This is a genomic window from Cytobacillus purgationiresistens, assembly GCF_030813235.1.
In the GTDB taxonomy this organism is placed as follows: domain Bacteria; phylum Bacillota; class Bacilli; order Bacillales; family Cytobacillaceae; genus Cytobacillus; species Cytobacillus purgationiresistens.
This window is the reverse complement of record NZ_JAUSUB010000020.1, coordinates 41,374-63,524: the sequence shown is the minus strand read 5'-3', so window position 1 is coordinate 63,524 and position 22,151 is coordinate 41,374. Positions and strand designations below refer to the sequence as shown.

Sequence of the window (22,151 nt, the reverse complement as noted above, 5' to 3'; positions counted from 1 at the left end):
GGGGGATAATGGAAATGAAATTGGAAGCGCTGCCAGCAATACAAGGGAAACATAACCTGAAAAACTATGAAGAGTTATATGGGAATTTTGATTGGAGCGAAACGAAAAAGCAATTTTCATGGTATGAAACGGGTAAGATGAATATGGCTCATGAGGCCATTGATCGCCATGCCGAATCCTTTAGAAAAAATAAAGTAGCACTATATTATCGCGATGGCGAGAGAGATGAAAAGTATACCTTTAAAGAAATGAAGGAGCTCTCTAACAAAGCGGGTAATGTATTAAAAACCTACGGTGACGTTGAAAAAGGAGATCGGGTATTTATCTTTATGCCTCGTTCCCCTGAGCTATATTTTGCAGTATTGGGGGCCATCAAGTTAGGGGCGATTGTAGGTCCTTTATTTGAGGCTTTCATGGAGGGCGCTGTCAAGGATCGCCTGGAGGACAGCGAAGCAAAAGTATTAATTACAACACCTGAATTGATCGGCCGTGTACCTGTGGATCAGCTGCCTAACTTAAAACATATTTTTGTCGTTGGTGAGGGAGTGGAAGAAAAGGGATCGATTGTCGATTTTAATAAACATATGGAAGATGCTAGCAAGAGCTTATCTGTAGAATGGGTTGAACCAACAGATGGTCTCATTCTTCACTACACATCTGGCTCAACAGGCAAGCCAAAAGGGGTATTACATGTTCACAATGCAATGATTCAACATTATCAAACAGCAAAATGGGTGTTGGATTTCCAAGAAGAAGATGTTTATTGGTGCACAGCAGATCCAGGCTGGGTAACAGGAACATCTTATGGAATCTTTGGCCCGTGGCTTACAGGAACATCCAACTTAATCGTTGGAGGAAGATTTAATCCAGAATACTGGTATAAAATGATCGCGGATTATGGCGTCACAGTTTGGTATAGTGCGCCAACTGCTTTTCGGATGCTCATGGGTGCCGGTGATGAGGTTGTGAAGAAATTTGACCTAAGTTCACTGCGACATGTATTAAGTGTTGGCGAGCCGTTAAATCCTGAAGTAGTTAAATGGGGCGTCAAGGTATTTAATAAACGCATCCATGATACATGGTGGATGACAGAGACCGGTGCACAGCTCATCTGTAACTATCCATGTATGGAAATAAAGCCAGGTTCAATGGGCAAACCAATCCCAGGAGTACAAGCTGCGATTGTAGATGATCAAGGCAATGAAGTGCCTCCAAATAGAATGGGTAATCTAGCAATTAAAAAGGGTTGGCCGTCTATGATGCACACGATTTGGAATAACCAGCAAAAGTATGAATCTTATTTTATGCCGGGTGATTGGTATGTATCTGGTGATTCAGCTTATATGGATGAAGATGGTTACTTCTGGTTCCAAGGTCGTGTAGACGATGTAATTATGACTTCAGGAGAACGCGTTGGACCATTTGAAGTGGAAAGCAAGCTACTTGAACATCCAGCAGTTGCTGAGGCTGGAGTCATCGGCAAGCCTGACCCAGTCCGTGGAGAAATCATCAAAGCATTTGTCGCATTAATCGATGGATACGAGCCATCCGATGAATTAATAGAGGATATCCGTCAATTTGTTAAAAAAGGTCTTGCTGCTCATGCAGCGCCACGCGAAATCGAATTCCGCGACAAGCTACCTAAAACAAGAAGCGGTAAAATCATGCGTCGCGTATTGAAAGCTTGGGAGCTTAACTTGCCGACTGGCGATTTATCCACGATGGAAGATTAAAACTTCATATGTATTAAGCCTGCATATTGTGCAGGCTTTTTATTTTTATCTATATATAAACAGACATATGAGAAGCGTTAAAGCAATTATTAATTTAGAACTAGATTATAATGAGATTCATCTGGCGTAGTGAAAAGGCTGTTCAATCATAGATCAACCCATTCGCACTGATTTTTCCTGTAATGCAATTAAGCATAGAGGTTAGGTGCCCAAACGCATTAGTACTTATCGAATAGGGAATCTAACGAAGAGTTAGCTACCCAAACGCATTAGATACCCATCAAATAGTGAACCCAATAGAGAGTTAGTATCCTAAACATATTAGATTCTCATCAAATAGAAAGCGAGTCTAATGTTTATAAAAAAAAAGCGCCTAAACCGGCGCTTTTGAAATATTACTCATCGTTATCTTCATCTGAAGGTGGATTTTCTTCTTTTTTATCATCTTTAGGTTCTTCTGGTTTAGGCTTATTTGTTGGTTTATCATCTTTAGGTTTTTCTTCTTTTTTTGGTTTATCCTCAGTCTTTGGCTTTTCCTCAGTGTTCTGGTCTTTATCCTTTGCCTCTACTTCTTTTTTGCCCAGCTCAATTACATTTGAAGAAGAGGACTCTTTACCTGCGATATCAACCGCTGTGACATGATACTTACCATTTGCTGCTTTAAAGCTGAGGCTATCGCCAGCTTTCACACTGCCAACTTTTTTACCATCTTTATAAACACGATAGCCGATGACATCACTTTCAGGGTGTTTGCCCCAGCTAATCGAGCTTCCTGATTCTTTTATGCCCGGTGCGCCAGGTACTTTGCCATTTTCCGATAGTTTATCAGCAGCGACAAGGACATTTGCCCAGCGATCTCTTTTCGGAATTAAATCACTTGGATTGGCTTTAATGCCAAATAATTGTTCGATATAATCGGGATCTAAGACCATGCCAGGTTCCGAGAACTCTTCTGGTGTAGATTCCAAGGCAAGGTATTTCTTTTCACCAATTCTTACTAAGCGTCCTGTTCCTAAGCTCTTATCGACTTGTGTAGGGACGAATTTCGCATTAAATAAATCTGTATCTACTAGACCTGCTTTCGAGCAGGCTTCTGAAGGAAGCAAGCCAGAGATGGCACAGAATGAACGACTTACAATGCCATCTGGTCGTTTGAAGCTTTCACTCGGATCGACTAATTTAGGATTGATATCATATGCTGCATTCATGAGATCTGCCCATAAGTAGTTCGTTCTTAAACTATAGTTTAAGCCGCCTGTTTTTAATGATTTTGGTGTATCATATCCGGTCCAAATACCGAATGTAACATTTGGATTTGAAGCTACAAACCATGAATCTTCAAAGTTATTACCTGTACCGGTTTTTCCAGCCCAATCTGAGCCGAATTTTAACCTGCTTTTAACTGATGTAGCTGTACCGCTGTTGAGTACGCCACGCATCATATCTAAAGTTAAATATGCAGTTTGCGGACTGAACACATCATTAGGCTCTACTTTATGCTCAAAGATTGGATTGCCTTCTTTATCTGTGATTTTTTCAATCATATACGCATCAACGAATTTACCGCCATTTGCAAAGGTCGTATAGGCATTGGTATTTTCTTCAACCGAAACGCCATGTTCCAATGATCCAATGGAAGCAGCGAGATTTGTATAGTCTACATCAACTAAAGAAGTAAAGCCCATTTTTTCTAGGTAAGTAGCTGGGCGTTGTCCGACAATATCTTTATAAAGTTTAACAGCTGGAACATTATATGACATTTCCAGTGCATATCTAGCTGAAACAAGCCCGTTATAGGTCATTGTATAATTGTAAGGCCATGGACGATTTAATCCTGGATGTAAATATAATGGTACATCGGGTAGGATGGTACCAGGTTGAGCTTTACCCATTTCCATTGCTGGTGCATAAATAAGCAGCGGTTTCATTGTAGAACCATTCGGTCTTATAGATCTAGTTGCATGGTTCGTCGCTTCACTTTTATGGTCTCTTCCGCCAACAAAACTAATAATTTTTCCGGTGCTATTCTCGATTAAAACAGCACCAACCTGTACTTGCTCAGTTACTTCCTGTTCTTTGCCATCGACAACTTTCATCTGCGGTTTATCAGGTCCGTAGTTCGGATAATCATCCTTCACTTTTTGCATGGCATCATAGATTTTTTTATCGATGGTTGTATGGATTTTATAGCCTTTTTGTCTAATTGCACGATCCGCAAGGGTTTTATATTCTTGCTTAAGCTCGTCATCAGCCTCTAAATCTTTTTCTTCATATCCATCTTGTTCAGCTAAAATCCCCATCATAATATCTTTGGCTCTTTCTTCAACCTCAACTGTTAAGTAAGGGTATTTCTCCAAAGGATCGGCATCTTTTTTCGTTTTAAAATCTGCAACGATATCATGGTTGATGGCGCTATCATATTGCTCTTTATCGATCTGTCCATCCGAGTGCATTCTATTCAATACAGTTTTCATTCTGTTAACGCCAGGCTGTATGCCTGCCTCATCCTTCAAGCCCCCGCCTTGCATGAATGGAGTATATCCGAATGGGCTTTGGGGAAGGCCGGCAATGAATGCCGCTTGCGGCAGACTCAGATCCTTGGCCTCGACACCAAAGATGCCTTTGGCCGCAGCTTGAATGCCGGCAATGTTTCTTCCCTCTGCATTCCTGCCAAAAGTCGAAACATTTAAGTAAGCTTCTAATATTTCCTCCTTCTCGAAGAACTGTTCAAGTCGAAGGGCAAGTAAAATTTCCTTTGCCTTACGGTCAAAGGATACTTCATTCGTCAAAATTTGGTTTTTAATCAGCTGCTGGGTCAGTGTGCTTCCCCCAGATTGATTGGCTGAATTTGTTACTTCTTGGAAAAGTGCACGCAAAATAGCCTTAGGCACAACTCCATCATGTTCATAAAAATACTCATCTTCTGTAGCGATGACGGCATTTTTAACATGATCCGATACGTTTTCAAGCTTTATTTCTTCTCGGTCAAGGTCTGTCCGCAGTTTCCCGAGGTACACATCATCAGCAAAGTATAGCTGTGAGGTTTCCTCATAGTTGTATATATCCTTATGCATTTTGTCGTAAGAGCGTATCGGTTCATCCTTAACGAGCGACGCAAAGTAGCCTGCACCGGCAGCTCCTGCAAAAGCAGTTCCAAGGACAGCGGTAATCATGAGTAGTAACAATAAGTTCCAGATAACTTGATATGTAATACTGGCCCCTTTTGTCGCCTTTTTATTAGTTAAAAAACCGAAGGCAGGTTTTACTTTATCGAATAGCTTCCTGAAGGTTTCTTTCATTCACATCAATCCCCCTAAAATCACATACATTATAGCACATCAATCTCTGCAATATGACAAGGTTCGCTATTAAGTTTGAATTTTCCTTTTTTTAATAAAAAATCATAGGAAGGACGTCCTTGTTTGTTGTGATTGGTATGGGGAATAGGTAGGATAAAATATATACTCCATTAGAAAATTCAACCTTATATTGACACGAGTAATATCAATATGATAAAAATGCTTTAATGAAACTTTTAATAATATGCTTTGATGGGAACCTAGTAGTACTTCTATCCCTGTTTAAGAAAGCTGACGGTCGCTGCGAGTCAGTACAAATAGAAGGATGAAATACCTCCCTGAGCATTCGCTGTCAACCTTGCATTTTAGTTATAGCAGCGGACGGTAAATCCGTTATCAGTAATGAGTGGAGGATTAGTTTATCCTCAATTTGGGTGGTACCGCGCACAATATGAATCATGCGTCCCTGCAATTTGCAGGGGCGCTTTTTATTATGGTTCGAATTTAAGGAGGACTTTGAAAATGAATTTATTGGAAGACTTGCAGTGGCGAGGAATCATTTATCAGCAAACGGATGAGGAAGGATTAAAAGATACATTAAAGAAGGAAATGATTTCTTTATACTGCGGAATGGACCCGACTGGTGACAGTATGCATATTGGGCATCTTCTCCCGTTTTTAACGTTAAGGAGGTTCCAAAACGCTGGACACCGTCCAATCGTTTTAGTTGGAGGAGCGACAGGATTAATCGGAGATCCAAAAGCAACAGAAGAAAGAACGCTGCAAACGCTTGAAAAGGTGCAAGAAAATGTAGAGGGACTAACGAAGCAACTGAGAACAATCTTTGATTTTGAAGGTGAAAATGGCGCTACACTGGTGAATAACTATGATTGGACATCAGAGATGAGCGTTGTTACCTTCTTAAGGGACTATGGAAAGCATGTCGGCATTAACTATATGCTTGGAAAAGATACAATTGCCAAGAGGCTAGAAACGGGCATTTCGTTCACTGAATTCACTTATACCATTTTACAAGGGATGGACTTCAAACATTTATATGAGGATCATCAATGTAAACTGCAAATCGGTGGCAGTGACCAATGGGGCAATATTACAACTGGACTTGAACTTATCAGGAAGATGGTAGGAGAAGGTTCTAAAGCATATGGAATGACGATTCCGCTTGTGACGAAAGCAGACGGTACGAAGTTTGGCAAAACAGAAGGCGGAGCGATTTGGCTGGATGCAGAAAAAACTTCCCCATATGAGTTCTACCAGTTCTGGATTAATACGGCAGATGCAGATGTGATCAAGTACATGAAATACTTTACGTTTCTTTCACGGGAAGAAATTGAAGTTTTAGAGCAATCTGTTGAAACCGAAGCACATCTTCGCAAAGCGCAAAAAGCCCTTGCAGAAGAGATGACAAAACTGATTCACGGTGAAGCAGCGTTGATTCAGGCAATTAAAATTACCGAAGCCCTATTTAGCGGCGAAATCAAAGAATTAACTGCAGCAGAAATCAAAGAAGGATTTAAGGATGTTCCAACGTATAAGCATGCTTCAGCTGATGAAACAACGATTGTTGATTTATTAGTAGCAGCAAAAATTTCCCCATCGAAACGCCAAGCGCGCGAAGATGTATCAAATGGAGCAATCTATATCAATGGAGAGCGTATGACATCACTTGACTATGTTCTTGGAGAGAACGACCGGATTGAAGGTCAATTTACGGTGATCCGCCGCGGGAAAAAGAAATACACTTTAATTAAATATTAATAAGGAAAGTGTCCGTTAATTTTTAACTGCGGGCACTTTTTTTTAGTTGGAATGATTGAAGTAGTTCTAAAGCAGAAACAAACGCTTAAAATAAATCTGACGGGATAAAAACTGACTACTATGAAAGTATAAGTGTTCAATCAAAATATAGCTGATTCAGAAATAGGAATAAAAAAATGAAACTTTTCACGAAGTAAATCAGTATATGTAGTATAAATTTCCCTATCCGTTCAAGGGAATGATAGTGTCAATAATCATCTGATAGGTTCCTATTTGGAAATAAGAATACCAATGGAGGAGATTCACTTTATGAGTATTATTACTAGATTTAAAGATATTATGGCAAGCAATATTAACGCTTTATTAGATAGGGCGGAAAATCCAGAGAAAATGATTGATCAATATTTAAGAAACTTAAATTCAGACTTAGGCAAGGTAAAGGCAGAAACGGCTTCAGTAATGGCTGAAGAACAGCGCTCGAAAAGAGTATTAGATGAATGTCAAGAAGATGTTGAGAAAATGGAGCTCTACGCGATGAGGGCTTTAGAAGAAGGCAACGAAAATGATGCGAGGAAATTTTTAGAGAGGAAAGCAGCCTTGGCAACGAAGCACTCAGAATTGCAAACAGCTTATGAATTGGCTTACTCAAACTCACATCAAATGAAGCAAATGCATGATAAGCTTGTTTCGGATATTGGAGAATTGGAATCCCGCAGAGAGATGCTGAAAGCAAAATGGGCAGTGGCGAAAACACAGGAACGAATGAATAAACTTGGTTCGTCTGCAGGTCAATCGGGTGATTCATTATCTGCATTTGAAAGAATGGAAGAGAAAGTGAATCGGGCGCTGGACGAAGCGAATGCAATGGCGGAATTAAATGCCGGCCCAAAAGATGAAATAGCGGAGTTAACAGCTAAATACGATAAACCGGGCAATACAGTCGAAGATGAGCTTGCTGCATTAAAAGCGAGAATGAATAATAGCAAATAGTCTCATAGTGATAAAGCTGCAGCCTGCAGGCTGCAGCTTTATCTTAGATATAGAAACTGCTTGATCAAGAAGAGGTGGATAGAACATGATTTTGCATTACAAATGTCAGGGCTGTGGGAACGATATGAGTTTTGATGCAGCAACCGGCAAGTTATCTTGTCAAAGCTGCGGCAGGCAGGAAAATATCGAAAATCATCCTGAACGGCTCGTTACTGCGACCTTTGATGATAACGAGGTCAAGGAATATCATTGTAATAACTGTGGCGCTGGCATTATAACTGAAACACACACAGCAGCGACGAGCTGCAGCTTCTGCGGTGCAGGGGTAGTACTTGCTGATCGATTATCAGGCAATCTTGCGCCGGTAAAGGTAATTCCTTTTACAATAAGCAGAGAAGAAGCAACAGAGGCGTTTCAAAAATGGTGTCGAAAAGGAAGATTGACTCCAAAAGGTTTTATGAGTGCAGACAGAATTAAGAGCATTACCGGCCTGTATGTTCCTTTTTGGCTCTATGATTTAAACAGCAGAGCGCAGGTGAATGCAGTAGGCACAAAAGTCAGAACCTATACGCAGGGTGATTATATTTATACAGAAACCTCGTATTACGATGCCTATAGAGATATCAACCTTGATTATGTAAAAGTGCCAATAGATGCTTCTGAGAAGATGAACGATCATTTAATGGATAAGCTGGAGCCATACGAATATGGCGAATTAAAAGAGTTTAAAACGCCTTATTTAGCAGGCTATATTGCAGAGAAATACAATTATACAGATGAAGAACTTCTGCCGCGCGCGAAGGATAAGATCAACGGGTATATTGATGCTTATATTAGTCAGACATTAGGCGGCTATCGTACTGTAACATATAAAGATAAACAAATTGATACGAGCAAAGTGAAATGCGATTACGTGCTTCTGCCTGTGTGGATGGTCAGCTATGATTTTGAGCAAAAGGAGCATGTTTTTGCAATGAATGGTCAAACGGGTAAAATAATAGGCAAGCCCCCAATTAGCAAAAGCAAAGCATTTATGTGGTTTGGCGGGATCGCCGGCGGAACTTTTCTTGCAATGAAAAGCATCTCCTTTTTAGTGGGGGGTGGCTTTTGGTGAAGAGAAATTATCTTTTTTTTCTATTGATTACATGTATGATTTTAAGTTTTCTTCCATTTCAAATGGCCGCGAATGCAAATCAGCAAACATTTATTTATGATTATGCAGAGCTGCTTACAAATGATGAAATTAAGCAATTAGAATCTTTATCAAGCGAATTAAGCAAGGAAAGAGAAACAGCCTTTATTATTATTACTGCCGATGGCACAGATGGGAAAAGCATTAAAAAGTATGTCCAGGATTTTTATGATAAGCAGGCAGTAGGGTATGATCAGCCTCATGGGAATGCAGCGATTTTAACAATAGATATGCAGGAAAGAGATATCTATTTGTCCGGCTTTAAAAAAGCTGAGGAGTATTTGAATAATTCACGTTTAGATGTCATTCGCAGCCAGATTTCACCCGATTTATCAGATGCTCGCTATTTTGATGCGTTTTCAGGATTTATCAAAAAGGCTGCATCCTCCATGGAGACTGGGGTGGAGGCCGCTGCTGGGCCGGCTGGCGTGCAAACAGAGGACAACGGTCAGACTGATTCTTCCAATGCTTCTGTGTATGAGAATGAAGTTGTTAATGGGGAGAAAGCAGAAACGAAGAACATTTTCTTCGAATGGTGGTTTCAGTTAATCATCTCTGTTGTGTTAGCAGGTATAACGGTATTGCTAATGATGGCAGGCACAGGAGGCAGAATAACTGCTAGTGGAAGCACCTATATGGACCAGCGGAAAACAAGAGTGTTGAATGAGTACGATCGCTATGTCAGAAAAACCGTCACTAAAACGAAAAAACCGTCTGCTGATAACAATAATAACAGCAGCGGAGGCGGTGGCATTACTCTGGGAGGCCACTCGCATAGCGGAAGCAAGGGCAAATTTTAACGGATTTATACTTGCTGTGAATGAGGAAGGAGCAAAGAAGCAATGTCTTTTTTTAGGAACCAATTTGCCAATGTAGTAGAGTGGGAAGAATTTAGAGAAGATATGATCTTCTATAAATGGAAAAACAACGAGATTAAAAGAGGCAGTAAACTGATTATTCGTCCTGGCCAGGATGCCATCTTCTTTAATAATGGCAAAATTGAAGGGATCTTCCAAGATGAAGGGGAATACGATATCGAATCGCAAATCGTCCCTTTTCTATCTACACTAAAAGGATTCAAGTTTGGATTTAACAGCGGCATGCGCGTGGAAGTATTGTTTGTTAATACAAAGGAGTTCAATGTAAAATGGGGAACGAGAAATGCCATTAATATTCCATCGTTGGGCTTTCCAGGCGGCATGCCGATAAGAGCAAATGGAACATTTAACTTTAAAGTAAATGATTATATTGCTTTGATCGATAAAATTGTTGGCGTACGCAATCAATATTTAGTGGAAGATGTAAGAATTCGGATTACAGCAATTCTTGACCAATTATTAATGAAATGGATTACGCGTGAAGGGAAAGACATGTTTAATCTTCAGTCGAATTCCTTTGAAATCTCAAAAGGAATTAAAGAGGATTTAGATATGCAAATATTGGGAGATGGGCTGACCGTTACCGGATTCAATGTAATGAGCTTCAACTACCCTAAAGAGATTCAAGACATGATTACGAAAAATGCTTCACACGGCATGATAGGAAATATCGATCGCTATCAGCAGGTCTCAATGACCGATGGCATGGCTTCAGGAAAAATGAGCGGCGGCGGGGCAGCATCAGACATGGCTGGGATGATGATGGGGATGAATATGGCTAATCAAATGATGAATAATATGAATCCCGGAAAACAAAATGAACCCACAGCACCGAAAAATGAGCAATCTGAACAACCGAAGTCATCAGATCAAGAAAGACCAAATTTCTGTCCGAATTGTGGAACTAAAACAGGAGAAGGTAATTTCTGTTCTAACTGTGGACATAAACTTAAATAAACATTAATAATTGTCTATATCCATTTGTTGTTTCTAAAGCTGTCCCAATTAGAGGACAGCTTTTTTGTATGAAGTTTTCATTAGAAATAGCCATGGATGTTAAGTGTTAAGAAAAATTATCCAATTATGTATGTTGACGTAGTATATTATACGTCGTATAATATGATTATCACTAATGCTATATGCTGTATAATACTATACAAATAATCGGAGGGGTTCGAATGTCATTCCAGCTGGGTTCCTCTTTACTTGATGCATGCGTACTTGCCGTACTGGCGAAACAGGATGCATACGGGTATTCCCTTACACAGCAGGTGCGTGAGGTAATGGATATCTCAGAATCGACACTATATCCAGTGCTGCGCAGATTGCAAAAGAAAGAATATTTAACAACATATGATCAGTCGTTTCAAGGCAGGAATCGCAGATATTATCGAATTACTGCAAGTGGCATTGAGAAGTATGAAGAACTGCTTAAAGAGTGGGTGGTCTATAAGCAAAAAATTGATTCCGTTTTAGTAGGAGGTATAAATGGTGAGTAAAGATGAGTACTTAAAGAAACTGCAGTCGAAAATTAAGAAATTGCCAAATGAAGAAATAAATGAGGCCATAGATTTTTATCATGAATACTTTGCAGAAGCGGGGGAAGAAAATACGGATTCTGTTATTGCTAGATTAGGTTCCCCATCCTTTGTTGCATCGCAGATCTTGGCTGACTATGCGGTAAAAGACTTGGATACCAATACGAGTACAACGAAAAAAAGCTTTTCGGCTATTTGGTTTATCATTCTGGCCATATTAGCTTCTCCCATCGCTTTGCCTTTGCTCATCATAATCATCAGTCTTGTATTTACCTTAATCATTGTATGTGGGGCGTCTATTCTCACGTTTTTTGTATTTATCGTTGGATTGCCTGTTTCTGGAGCTTTCAGTATTATAGCTGGGTTTGCTGTAATCGTTCAACATTGGCAAACGTCTATTTTCTTTATAGGAATCGGCTTAGTTGCCGTTGGAATGGGAATGCTTTTATTCTCGCCCTTTGCAAATTTCTCCAAAATGGCCACCTCTAGTCTAGTGAAACTGCTAAAGAAGCTATTTGATAAACTCACATACAGACGTAAGGAGGGAATATAAATGAAACAATCGAGAAAGCCCATCACAATAATTGCTATCGGATTGGTTGTGATAGGCATCCTTCTTGCAGCCATTGGATCTTTTGCTGGAGCAAAGTTTTCTATTATAAATACAGATAACGGTTTAAAAGCAATTAGTAAAGACGATCGTAAAAATGAGGAAATTTCTTTAAAAGAATTTAAGAATGTAAAGGTTGATCTTTATGATGCCGATATAGAAATTATTCCTTCTAATGAATTCAAATTAAAAATTGAGAGGTTGGAAGGTACGAAGATTACACATGCAGTTGAAAATGATACGCTTATCATAAAAGATGATGAACATGATTCCGGTTTGAAATTTGCGATGAATTTTGCAGTGAACATTCAAAATACATCTATTAAAATTTATATTCCGAAGGATGCCAAGTTTTTAGATGTCTCTATCATCAGTAAATTTGGCGATATTCAATTAGACGGAATGGCAACAAACAAATTGAACATTCATTCAAATGATGGCGATGTAACAATCAATGACATTCAATCGAATGAATTAGCCGTTGAAAATGGATATGGTGACATTACAGGCACCAAAGTGAAAACAAATGAATTAACGATTGAAATGAATGATGGAGATGCGGTTTTAAGTTCAATAGACGCTGCGAAAACTGTTTTGAAAAATCAGTATGGGGATATCTCCTTACATGACTTTACTAGTCAAGAGGGTAAATTAGAAAGCACAGATGGCGATATAGAAATAGACGGAGAACTTTTGGGTCAAACAATCATTGATTCTAGCTTCGGAGATATTTATTTGGCGTTATCTAATAAGGAATCAGAGTTGAGTTACAATATACAGGCTGATTTTGGTGATATTTCAGTGAATGGCAGCCCAGTCGAATCAAAAGCCGTTAAATCTGCAAACACTGGTCATAAATTGGATATCACCTCAAATGATGGGGATGTAGAAGTAACATTTAAACAATCTAAATAAAATAAGATGATCGTCCAGTCATTATAAATACAAAAAATGAAAGAAATCCATTTAATACGATTTCTTTCATTTTATATTTTGTGGAAACAACTCTCACATCTCTAATGGACACCTCAATAGACGTGTGGTCTGGATATCTAACTAGATTTTCGTGTATCATGATTGCTAAAACATTGTGTATTAGAATGGAATTAATTCGAATAGGAAACTGACTTTTTATGAAGCAAGGCTACCGTGAAAATATAACGAGGAGCATGTGCTTTGGTTATTTCCTTTTAGAGCGCATTCCTTTAAAAATGGTTACATGATTGGACTTAAGAAACCAGTTATACGCATCACTTTTAACATCATATATGGCAACCTTTCCCTCACTATCATAGTGAATCCCCCACCCATATTTTTTTACTAATGGAGAGGCTCTAAAGCAAGCCTTTGGTTTTAAGAAAAATTGTTTTCGTAATTTCATTTCCTTCACTATTTAAATCCAGTTCGTTCTTGATTAAATACGTTTTGAATTGTACATCATCTTGGGTGTATTGATATGGATTGCTCTTAATCAAATCGTATTCAATTGAAGCAATTGTTGGTTTTTCGTTTCTTGGAAAAGGTATATTGGCGGAAGTCACATTTGAATCTTCAGCAATTTGGATAAACGTGTTTTTATAACTCATAATTGGCCTTCTTCCTTTCATTGTAAGTATGTTTGTTAGTTCCTAACCTATTTCCGCTTTTCCTTTTTTAGCGGAGTTCTATATTAATTCTAGCTTTAAATCTCGTCTTCCTTCTTCTTAAAACTGCTTACATAAGCCCGAAATGTTGTTTCTAGAACTGAATCATTTTTGAGGCTTTTAAGAGACTGTTGAGCGATGAAAATTCATAGAAATCATTCGTGTTCCACCAGCATACATTAGAACTAATACTCCTAGGTATTTATGACTTGTAAAAAAGGCGCAGAGTTTTACCTATACCTTGATAGATCGTCTATTTGTCCAGTTAGATTGCGAATCTGTTATACACAGGAAAAAGCTAAAATTAAACGAAATAAGAAAATGATCGTATTTACGGGTTATTGGATGGTAATAGAGATCAATCTTTCCTAATAAATCCAATAGCTGTTAACAAGTCCTTGTAAATAAAAAATAAGAAAATCTGAGTTACCAGCAAAAGGACCAAGATAATGAATCCGTTAGGGGTGTTGGCGGTAATGGGGAAAACTAAAAATATCATTGTAAAAATCATTGGGCTGGAACTTCTTTTAATCGTTTTTTATACAATAAACGGTGCATATATGACTATAAAGGAGCCGTCTAACCCTGTAATGCAATTTATCGGTCTTGTACCATTAGCAGCTGGGGTATATATATTCTTAGCATTGAAGAATAAATGGGGGGAATATTTCTTCACCCGTACTATACGGGTGACTAAATCTAATCTACTATTGATTTTTCCGCTATTTTTGGTCTTATTAATTATTTTCTTCGGCAATAAAGGATTAAACACTTCTTCTATTTCAGATTTAATATACATGTTTTTCATGCAGCTTTTAATCGTAGCATTTATTGAAGAAACTTTCTTTCGCGGAATGATATATAAGCTACTCCTGGGCAAAGGAGCAAAGCTTGCAGTCCTCATCTCAAGTTTATTATTTGGCATCACTCACTCCCTTCAGCTTCTTGGAGGACAATCCATTGAAGATACGCTTGTACAAATTGCTTATGCTTTTCTAGTCGGACTTGTATTGAGCTTGCTTATCGTCCATCAGCAATCCATTCTTATTACGATTTCATTTCATGGCTTGAATAATTTTTTGAACTTCATGGGCAAGGAAGAAGGTTCGAACACATTTGCATATATTATCATCGCAGTGTTTTTCATCTATGCTTGTTATTTATGGATGAGAATGAATAAAACAGAGTGCTGAAAACCGGCATGGGCGGAACAAGCAATGATAGAGAAAGTAAAGATAAAATACACTGTCTGATAAGGAAACTGAATTAAAAAAAATAAAGTTGGCGAGGAAAAAATCGCAAAAGTTTATGGAGCAGAAAAAAGATAGTGTAAAAGGCATGATACCGATTTCTATTAATATCCCAGAGATTGGTGTCGAGGCAAATGTCATTGAAGTGGGTACATTAGAAAACGGTGAAATGGGCGTCCCCGAAGATAATTAAACAGTCGGCTGGTATGCTCCAGGCTTTAAACCAGGCGAGCAAGGAAATGCTGTCTTGGCTGGCCCTGTTGATAGCAAAGAAGGTCCTGCAGTTTTCTTTTATTTGAAACAGCTTAAAGAAGGTGATGAAATGATTATTAAAGGGAAGGGTGAAGAGAATTATACTTTCCAAATGCAAAAAGTAGAAAGCTTTCCCACTGATGAAGCGCCAATTAAAGAAATATTTGGCTCGGAAGATAATAGAAGCTTAAACCTTATTACTTGTACGGGTACATTTAATAGAAAGACGGGAAATCATGAAGAAATGCTGATTGTTAATACTGTATTAAATGAGGAAGCTTCATTTGATAATGGTGAAAGAAGCTTGCCAGAATCACTGCAAAAGTTGAAATTCAAGGCTCATTAGTAAAATGGCATGCAGTCCGTCATGAAAATATAGTTGGATATCGCATCTATCGATTAAATGAGCAGGGGAAAGATGAGCATGTAGGAGCGTTTCGGCACATGAACGAAAAAGCTTCTACCAGGAGAATCTGCTGAATTATTCTTATTATGTAACAGCAGTTGACAGTCTTGGCCAAGAATCGGAGCCTTCTAATATAGCAGAACTGAAAGATGAAGAATGACTAGTGACTCTCCATCTTTCAGTTACAAAATGTTCGGCAGGACGTGGTGAAAAGAGGAGTGCATAAGCGTCCATCACCTGGCCAAACGGGTTACCAAAGTAAAAATAAAAGGCAGGAGGGGGGAGGCCATGTGTTAATTCAGCTCGCTTTGCTTCAAGATATCTACTTATCCGACAATCTTCATAAGATCCGTCAGCGCATGGACTTCGTACTTCGGCTTAATTTCTGTATTGTTTACTTTAAGATGTGGATTAAACCAGCAGGTGTCAATTCCGTAATTTATGCCTCCCTTAATATCGGAGGTCAAAGAATCGCCGACGATCAACACTTTGGCTTTGTCTGTAATCTGTAGCTTTGAAAAAGCATAATCAAAAATACCCTTATCAGGCTTCTGAATCCCAGCCTCTTCAGAAATAATAATATGTTCAAAAGTTTTAGAGAGAGGAGAACTAGCAATTCTTGATGTCTGCACATCTGTGAATCCATTAGTTATAATCGCGAGCCTGCAACCGGCAAGATTTTCACATAATTCTACTGCTCCCTGTACAAGGTGTGTCTCCTTACTCAAATATCCAAGATAAACGTCGCTAAACACCTCTGCATTGATTTCAAGCTCATTCGCAAGGAAGAGTCTCTTAAATCTCTCTACCCGAGTTCAGATAAAGTGGTAAGCCCCTGTTCCAAATCTCTCCACAATAATTTACTAATCTCTTTATAGTGTGCTTCATAATCCGCAAATCCTGTAGGTAATCCGAACTCGCTAAAAGCTTTATGTAGTGCCATTCCTTCCGACATACTGAAGTCGAATAATGTATCATCAACATCAAACAATATGATTTCGTATTTCATAGCTGCCTCCATTTATTATTACAGACCTCAAATAGACACTGATCTTAATTTCTCTTTATTACATTAACATTGAGTATTACCAAAAAACAGCAGCTATTCTTTCTCTGCTTTTTCTCTTATTCTATTAGAAGAGTAAAATGCAATTGCGAGTATGAAAAGTCTGGAATTGATTGCAAAAATAATTCCATTCTTCATCGAATACAGTTGGCAATCAGACTAATTAATTTTCTAAACTGACAGCAAGTACAAAAACTCAGAATTGTCCCTAATGATATTAATCAGCAGCTTCTCATTTTCCTTATTGTAACAAGATAGTGTTTAAACATCCTTCTACAAAGCTGACTAAAAAAAGAGCCTGAGAATGTTGATATTTCAACATTTTCAGGCTCTTATAGTTAACGAAGATCCTATTAACGAGAGTAGAACTCAACGATTAGAGGTTCGTTAATTTCAGCTGGAAGCTCAGAACGCTCTGGTAAACGAGTGAAAGTTCCTTCTAATTTATCAGCATCAAAAGCTACGAAATCAGGTACAAAGTTACTTACTTCGATCGCTTCTTTAACAATGTCAAGGTTGCGAGATTTTTCACGAAGTGTAATTAATTGACCTGGTTGCATGCGGTATGAAGGGATATCAACGCGTTTGCCATCAACCATGATGTGACCGTGGTTTACAAGCTGACGAGCTTGACGACGAGTGCGTGATAAACCTAAACGATAAACAACGTTGTCTAAACGTGATTCTAAAAGAATCATGAAGTTTTCACCGTGTTTACCAGTCATTTTACCAGCTTTATCAAATAGATTACGGAATTGACGCTCATTTACACCATACATGTGACGAAGCTTTTGCTTCTCTTGTAATTGTAATCCGTATTCTGATAATTTTTTACGTTGGTTTGGACCATGTTGTCCAGGAGCGTAAGGACGCTTTTCTAATTCTTTACCTGTTCCGCTTAGGGAAATGCCAAGACGACGGGATAATTTCCAGCTTGGGCCAGTATAACGAGCCATAAATGACTCCTCCTTTGTGTTTTTATTTTGGTAAAATAAAAACAGTTGTGTGTCAGCTTTCATGTCCATTTTGTTTTCATGCACCTTCGCCCTCGCAGCAGAGGGTTACACAGTACCCCATCACCATACAATGGTTGAGGAACAAAATGAGAACGTCAAAGTGCTCACATAGGCTGCGATATTTTACACAAGGTATATTATACATTTTATTATAAGGAAAAGTCAACCGTCTTTAATAAATGAAAAGCTTCTTATAGATTATCATGATTAATTGTAAAAGTTTAAGAGTAATTTAAGGAAAAATTATGATATAATATAGGTAAAATGTATCATGTTTTATACTGGATTTATTTCTAAAACCAGTAGAATCAATGGTTTGTAAAAAGCATTTTATTATGCAGTACACGAAAAATAGGTCTTTAGTCTCTTGTTTGGTCATGTAAATAGAATACGTATGAAAAACCTATGAGTTCACTTTTCTGAATTATTTGAGCAAAAAGAGTAAAACATAAAAACAACATACTTTGGACCCTTTCGCATCTGTCGCTAGCAATATTAATGAAAGTGCAAGTAAGAGACATCCTCCAATCATATGACAATTAGGTGATATGTAAATGAAAAAGAAGCTGGAGCACCAATTTATATTAAAGCTAAAAAGCAGTTTATTCAATCTCATTTATACTGGACAAACGCTCTTTCGCTATGAAGACTTTTTGTTTGAAATGCTGAAGAGTATTCGTGAGTTAAGCGGTGCGAGCGATGTCACCTTGTATGGCAGGGATGAATGGAAGCAGGAATTTTTTGTAGAATGTTCAACAAATGCAAGTCATGATCTTCTGAATTTGCCGAAATTGGTTAGCTTTCAAGAAATAAATATGCTGATGCAGGAAGCAAATAAGGCTCAATCTCGTTTTAATAGCAGGGTGCCAAGTATGAATGAGCACGGGGATATGCTGTTTCTTATGAATAATGGGTTTGTCGAGGGCTGTGTGATATTGCAATATACTCAAGGGAAGCCCTCCAACTTAACGGATTCGATGCTTAATGTTTTAGCTGACGAGTGCAGCAAAGCATTGGTAAGTGTAAAAGGAATTACGTTATTAAAAACAGAGAAAAAGCGTTTTAAAAAGCTTTTTCATGTAACTAAAAAGTTTCATGCTTCTATGCAAATGGATTTATTATTAAGTGAAATAATTGTCACATTGAAAGAAATGTATCCAAGCTTTACCTATTTTTTATTATTATCTCATGATTATGAAAGTGATATTGAGCTTCCTATTAAAGACTTGGATTATAATGATGAAAATATTGCAGCAATGCAAGCATATGTAACGGGTGTTATCCAGTTTGAAGATGAAATTGCTGATAAACGTTCCATTCTGTATGCTCCGTTAATGGGGAACCAGGGTGTCTACGGTGTTCTTCAAGTAATAGCAGCAGATACCTTATTGTTCCCAGCCAAGGAAGTTGAGTTTATTAAATATTTGGCCAATACAGCTGGCAGTGCACTGGAGAATGCGCAGCTCTATCAACAATCTCAACAGTTAATTTCCGAATTGCAAATGATTAATGAAACGTCTCATCGGTTAAACTCTGATCTGAGATTAACGGAAACAATTAAATTCATGTCAGAACAAATTATCCGCTCCTTTCAGGCCGAGGAGGTTGGATTCATCCTCTTTTCTCAAGAAAAAGAAATTGTTAGCATATTAAAAGGAAGTACAGACTTCTTTTATAAAGAAGAAGCTATTCCTTATATAGAATTTGCTGATAACAAAATTGGCAAGGACAAAGAGGCTATTTTTATTGGTGATTTGCATGTTCCCTCTTCAACGGACCTGGAAGACTTCAAATCAATAATGGCTGTTCCAATGGATCAAACAGGAGAGTTAAAGGGGCTAGCTCTAGTTTTACACCATATTCCTTATTATTTTTCATTTGATTCCTTTAAATTATTGCAGTCATTAATCCATCATTCTACCTTAGCGTTTAAAAACTCGCTTTTAAGAGAAGAGCTTGAGAAACTGGTTGTCACTGATCACTTAACAAAGTTATATTCAAGGAGCTATTTGGATGACAAGGTTGATGTGTCTATGAGTGAGGATCAAGAAGGTACATTTATATTAATTGATATTGATAATTTCAAATCGATTAATGATCGATATGGTCATCAAGTAGGGGATACCATTATCATACAATTGGCAGATATCATTAGTAAAAATATTAGAGGTTCAGACATAGGCTCTAGATGGGGTGGGGAAGAGATGGCAGTTTATCTGCCAAATGTTCCGAGTGAAACAGGCATGAGGATTGCAAACAGGCTGGTAAAAAAAGTGAATAACATGACTGATCCTGCAGTAACCATTTCATGTGGAGTGGCTTACTGGAACAACGAATATGATGATAATTATACTTCGTTATTTAAGCGTGCAGATGAAGGGCTTTATCAGGCGAAGAATACGGGAAAAAATAAAGTGGTTTTCAAACATCACACCAATCATCATTGAGCAGCTCCATATTTGCAGGAGCTGTTTTTTAATCTGGAAATAGCGGATTGCTTCCAATAAAGAAAGTTCTTTCTAAATTGAAGAAATTATCATATGCTAACAAGGAAGGGGAAATGACACAATAACCAAATGAAATGTAAGCGGTTTCAAAGGGAGGAGGAATGAATCATTGAAGAAACATGATATGTCGTTTGAAACAAAACTAATTCATGCAGGGTATGATAGCGGTGAATTTAAAGGGAGCTTGGCGCCTCCTTTATTTCAAACATCAACGTTTGCCTTTGATACAGCTGAACAAGGAGAGCGGCGTTTTGCAGGAGATGAAGAGGGATTTATTTATTCAAGGCTGGGCAATCCAACGGTTAGAATGCTGGAGGATCGCATAGCTTCCTTAGAAAATGCTGAAGCAGCACTTGCTTTTGGCTCTGGAATGGCCGCTGTATCTTCTGTTCTTATCGCTTTGACAAACGCTGGCGATCATATATTATGCTCGCAAGGTGTATATGGATGTACGTTTGGTTTATTAAAGATGATGGAAGAAAAGTATCAAATTACCCATGAATTTTCAGCGATGAAATCAAAGCAACAGTTGCTAGACGCAATTCGTCCGGAAACAGTCTGTCTCTATGTAGAAACTCCGATCAATCCAACTTTAGATTTAGTGGATTTAACGATGGTAGCTGAGGTTGCTAAAGAGAAGGGGATTTCTGTGATTGTAGACAATACTTTTTGTTCTCCATATTTGCAGAATCCGCTTTCCTTAGGCTGTGATATTGTTGTCCATAGTGCGACGAAATATATAAGCGGCCATGGTGATGTAATTGCTGGAATGGTTGCGGGCAGTAAAGAACGGATGGCACAGATTTCTATGACGACAAGAAAGGACCTCGGTGGGGTGATCTCTCCCTTTGATGCATGGCTTCTACTTAGAGGATTAAAAACTTTAGCTGTAAGAATGGATCGGCACTGTGATCATGCCCGTCAACTTGCAAAATACTTATCAAATCATTCGAAAGTTGAAAAGGTATTTTATCCAGGAGACGTAAACCATCGCGACTTCGCTATCTCCGAAAAGCAAATGAAGCAGCCTGGAGGATTAATTTCATTTACAATAAAGGGTGATAAAGAAACGGCACAAAAGTTCATGAATGAACTAAATTTAATCAAGATTGCTGTTAGTTTAGGAGATGCAGAGACACTTATCCAACAGCCTGCCACTATGACACATGCAGTGGTACCAGTAGAGGAAAGGTTTCTTATGGGAATAGAAGAATGGCTTGCTCCGATTATCTGTGGGCTTAGAGAGCCTGGAAGACATCCGAAACGATTTAGATCAAGCGTTTATGAAAATAAAGCATTGACCCGTATCGAACGAAACAAAAAAGAGGATGTTTCTAATTGCCTGTATAAAAAGCAGGTTTAGAATCATCCTCTTTACTTAAATGAACTTAACTAATTCGCTTATAAATTCTTCGAGCATTTTTTCATCTATTTCATCAAAGCGTTCTTTTTCTGGAGAGTCAATATCCAGTACGCCAAATAGTGCTCCATCCTTTATAATCGGAACAACGATTTCTGATTGTGATGCGGCGTCACACGCTATGTGGCCAGGGAATTGGTGAACATCATCTATCCGCATCGTTTCTTTGTTTGCAGCAGACGTTCCACAAACGCCTTTCCCTAATGGGATTCTCACACAAGCAGGGAGACCTTGGAAGGGACCTAAAACGAGTTCTCCGTCTTCTATTAGGTAGAATCCAACCCAATTCGTCCGATCAAGAAATTGATTCAGCAGTGCAGACGCATTACTGAGGTTGGCTATCCGATTTGTTTCACCTTCAAGCAGTGCAGCCAATTGTTTTATGACTAAACGATAATTATTTTCTTTTGTTCCGCGGTACGATTCGACGTTAAACATCAAACATCACCTTTCTTTTTTAATTATATTAGGGAGTTATGCAAAACCTTAATGAAAAACCCAAGACTTTGTCGAGATTCTTTAAAAGGATTAGATAGCTAGTAGCAAGAATAGTTTTATTATAACAAGAAAAC

At 38.3% G+C, this 22,151-nt stretch carries 17 protein-coding genes, 3 pseudogenes and 1 other annotated feature; of the genes and pseudogenes, 14 read left to right on the top strand and 6 right to left on the bottom strand.

Annotation, left to right across the window (positions count from 1 at the left end):
• Positions 1-14 precede the first annotated feature (14 nt).
• On the top strand, positions 15-1,733 hold the full coding sequence (gene acsA, locus J2S17_RS19510) for an acetate--CoA ligase (protein ID WP_307477448.1): 1,719 nt from the start codon (positions 15-17) through the stop codon (positions 1,731-1,733).
• A 395-nt stretch (positions 1,734-2,128) separates the two neighbouring features.
• On the opposite strand, the gene J2S17_RS19505 is transcribed toward acsA, so the two are convergent.
• Positions 2,129-5,032 carry a transglycosylase domain-containing protein gene (locus tag J2S17_RS19505; protein WP_307477447.1) on the bottom strand — a complete coding sequence of 968 codons (2,904 nt, stop codon included), beginning with the start codon at positions 5,030-5,032 and terminating at the stop codon, positions 2,129-2,131.
• 240 nt (positions 5,033-5,272) lie between these two features.
• Positions 5,273-5,503, top strand: a binding site (T-box leader).
• A gap of 51 nt (positions 5,504-5,554) precedes the next feature.
• Between J2S17_RS19505 and tyrS the strand changes: the two genes are divergently transcribed.
• From tyrS to J2S17_RS19465, 8 genes are all read left to right on the top strand, one after another.
• Complete coding sequence (tyrS, locus tag J2S17_RS19500) at positions 5,555-6,811, top strand: tyrosine--tRNA ligase (protein WP_307477446.1); 1,257 nt, start codon at positions 5,555-5,557, stop codon at positions 6,809-6,811.
• A 309-nt stretch (positions 6,812-7,120) separates the two neighbouring features.
• Positions 7,121-7,801 carry a PspA/IM30 family protein gene (locus tag J2S17_RS19495; protein ID WP_307477445.1) on the top strand — a complete coding sequence of 227 codons (681 nt, stop codon included), beginning with the start codon at positions 7,121-7,123 and terminating at the stop codon, positions 7,799-7,801.
• Between the two features lie 85 nt (positions 7,802-7,886).
• A complete protein-coding gene (locus tag J2S17_RS19490; RefSeq protein WP_307477444.1) occupies positions 7,887-8,915 on the top strand; it encodes a TFIIB-type zinc ribbon-containing protein in 1,029 nt (342 codons plus the stop codon).
• Positions 8,912-9,793, top strand: coding sequence for a TPM domain-containing protein (locus J2S17_RS19485; RefSeq protein ID WP_307477443.1), 882 nt, complete (start codon positions 8,912-8,914; stop codon positions 9,791-9,793). The genes J2S17_RS19490 and J2S17_RS19485 overlap by 4 nt, the downstream gene beginning before the upstream one ends.
• Before the next feature lie 42 nt (positions 9,794-9,835).
• Positions 9,836-10,828 (top strand): SPFH domain-containing protein, encoded by a 993-nt coding sequence (locus tag J2S17_RS19480; protein WP_307477442.1) that lies wholly within the window; start codon positions 9,836-9,838, stop codon positions 10,826-10,828.
• Positions 10,829-11,049: 221 nt separating this feature from the next.
• On the top strand, positions 11,050-11,370 hold the full coding sequence (locus J2S17_RS19475) for a PadR family transcriptional regulator (protein ID WP_307477441.1): 321 nt from the start codon (positions 11,050-11,052) through the stop codon (positions 11,368-11,370).
• Positions 11,363-11,962 (top strand): DUF1700 domain-containing protein, encoded by a 600-nt coding sequence (locus tag J2S17_RS19470; protein ID WP_370875075.1) that lies wholly within the window; start codon positions 11,363-11,365, stop codon positions 11,960-11,962. The genes J2S17_RS19475 and J2S17_RS19470 overlap by 8 nt, the downstream gene beginning before the upstream one ends.
• The gene (locus tag J2S17_RS19465; RefSeq protein WP_307477439.1) at positions 11,963-12,934 is read left to right on the top strand and encodes a DUF4097 family beta strand repeat-containing protein; all 972 of its coding nucleotides are present in this window, start codon (positions 11,963-11,965) and stop codon (positions 12,932-12,934) included.
• 265 nt (positions 12,935-13,199) lie between these two features.
• Here J2S17_RS19465 and J2S17_RS19460 read toward each other — a convergent pair whose 3' ends face one another.
• Both J2S17_RS19460 and J2S17_RS19455 read right to left on the bottom strand, forming a co-directional pair.
• Complete coding sequence (locus J2S17_RS19460; protein ID WP_307477438.1) at positions 13,200-13,400, bottom strand: DUF6157 family protein; 201 nt, start codon at positions 13,398-13,400, stop codon at positions 13,200-13,202.
• Positions 13,354-13,605: a DUF6157 family protein gene (locus J2S17_RS19455; protein WP_307477437.1), complete on the bottom strand. Its 252-nt coding sequence runs from the start codon at positions 13,603-13,605 to the stop codon at positions 13,354-13,356. Before J2S17_RS19455 ends, J2S17_RS19460 begins: the two co-directional genes overlap by 47 nt.
• 533 nt (positions 13,606-14,138) lie before the next feature.
• Here J2S17_RS19455 and J2S17_RS19450 point away from each other — a divergent pair.
• The 3 genes and pseudogenes from J2S17_RS19450 to J2S17_RS19440 form a co-directional block, all read left to right on the top strand.
• Positions 14,139-14,855 (top strand): CPBP family intramembrane glutamic endopeptidase, encoded by a 717-nt coding sequence (locus J2S17_RS19450; protein WP_307477436.1) that lies wholly within the window; start codon positions 14,139-14,141, stop codon positions 14,853-14,855.
• Between the two features lie 88 nt (positions 14,856-14,943).
• A complete protein-coding gene (locus J2S17_RS19445) occupies positions 14,944-15,105 on the top strand; it encodes a sortase family protein (protein ID WP_307477435.1) in 162 nt (53 codons plus the stop codon).
• A 15-nt stretch (positions 15,106-15,120) separates the two neighbouring features.
• Positions 15,121-15,510 (top strand): annotated as a pseudogene (locus J2S17_RS19440) (class F sortase); the annotation flags it as partial.
• 386 nt (positions 15,511-15,896) lie between these two features.
• Here J2S17_RS19440 and J2S17_RS19435 read toward each other — a convergent pair.
• Both J2S17_RS19435 and rpsD read right to left on the bottom strand, forming a co-directional pair.
• A pseudogene (locus tag J2S17_RS19435) lies at positions 15,897-16,579 on the bottom strand (YjjG family noncanonical pyrimidine nucleotidase).
• A 410-nt stretch (positions 16,580-16,989) separates the two neighbouring features.
• Positions 16,990-17,592 (bottom strand): 30S ribosomal protein S4, encoded by a 603-nt coding sequence (gene rpsD / locus J2S17_RS19430; RefSeq protein WP_307477434.1) that lies wholly within the window; start codon positions 17,590-17,592, stop codon positions 16,990-16,992.
• A 614-nt stretch (positions 17,593-18,206) separates the two neighbouring features.
• On the opposite strand from rpsD, the gene J2S17_RS19425 reads away from it, so the two are divergent.
• Positions 18,207-20,099, top strand: a complete 1,893-nt coding sequence (locus tag J2S17_RS19425) for a sensor domain-containing diguanylate cyclase (RefSeq protein WP_307477433.1) — start codon at positions 18,207-18,209, stop codon at positions 20,097-20,099.
• A gap of 184 nt (positions 20,100-20,283) precedes the next feature.
• Positions 20,284-21,460 (top strand): annotated as a pseudogene (gene megL, locus J2S17_RS19420) (methionine gamma-lyase).
• Positions 21,461-21,537: 77 nt separating this feature from the next.
• Here megL and msrC read toward each other — a convergent pair.
• Complete coding sequence (msrC, locus tag J2S17_RS19415) at positions 21,538-22,017, bottom strand: free L-methionine (R)-S-oxide reductase MsrC (RefSeq protein ID WP_307477432.1); 480 nt, start codon at positions 22,015-22,017, stop codon at positions 21,538-21,540.
• Positions 22,018-22,151 lie beyond the last annotated feature (134 nt).

Coding starts and splice junctions, on each gene's coding strand:
- acsA (WP_307477448.1), top strand. CDS start 15: ATGAAATTGGAAGCGCTGCCAGCAATACAAGGGAAACATAACCTGAAA.
- msrC (WP_307477432.1), bottom strand. CDS start 22,017: ATGTTTAACGTCGAATCGTACCGCGGAACAAAAGAAAATAATTATCGT.
- J2S17_RS19460 (WP_307477438.1), bottom strand. CDS start 13,400: ATGAAATTACGAAAACAATTTTTCTTAAAACCAAAGGCTTGCTTTAGA.
- J2S17_RS19425 (WP_307477433.1), top strand. CDS start 18,207: ATGAAAAAGAAGCTGGAGCACCAATTTATATTAAAGCTAAAAAGCAGT.
- J2S17_RS19450 (WP_307477436.1), top strand. CDS start 14,139: ATGGGGAAAACTAAAAATATCATTGTAAAAATCATTGGGCTGGAACTT.
- J2S17_RS19490 (WP_307477444.1), top strand. CDS start 7,887: ATGATTTTGCATTACAAATGTCAGGGCTGTGGGAACGATATGAGTTTT.
- J2S17_RS19455 (WP_307477437.1), bottom strand. CDS start 13,605: ATGAGTTATAAAAACACGTTTATCCAAATTGCTGAAGATTCAAATGTG.
- J2S17_RS19480 (WP_307477442.1), top strand. CDS start 9,836: ATGTCTTTTTTTAGGAACCAATTTGCCAATGTAGTAGAGTGGGAAGAA.
- rpsD (WP_307477434.1), bottom strand. CDS start 17,592: ATGGCTCGTTATACTGGCCCAAGCTGGAAATTATCCCGTCGTCTTGGC.
- J2S17_RS19505 (WP_307477447.1), bottom strand. CDS start 5,032: ATGAAAGAAACCTTCAGGAAGCTATTCGATAAAGTAAAACCTGCCTTC.
- J2S17_RS19495 (WP_307477445.1), top strand. CDS start 7,121: ATGAGTATTATTACTAGATTTAAAGATATTATGGCAAGCAATATTAAC.
- tyrS (WP_307477446.1), top strand. CDS start 5,555: ATGAATTTATTGGAAGACTTGCAGTGGCGAGGAATCATTTATCAGCAA.
- J2S17_RS19475 (WP_307477441.1), top strand. CDS start 11,050: ATGTCATTCCAGCTGGGTTCCTCTTTACTTGATGCATGCGTACTTGCC.
- J2S17_RS19465 (WP_307477439.1), top strand. CDS start 11,963: ATGAAACAATCGAGAAAGCCCATCACAATAATTGCTATCGGATTGGTT.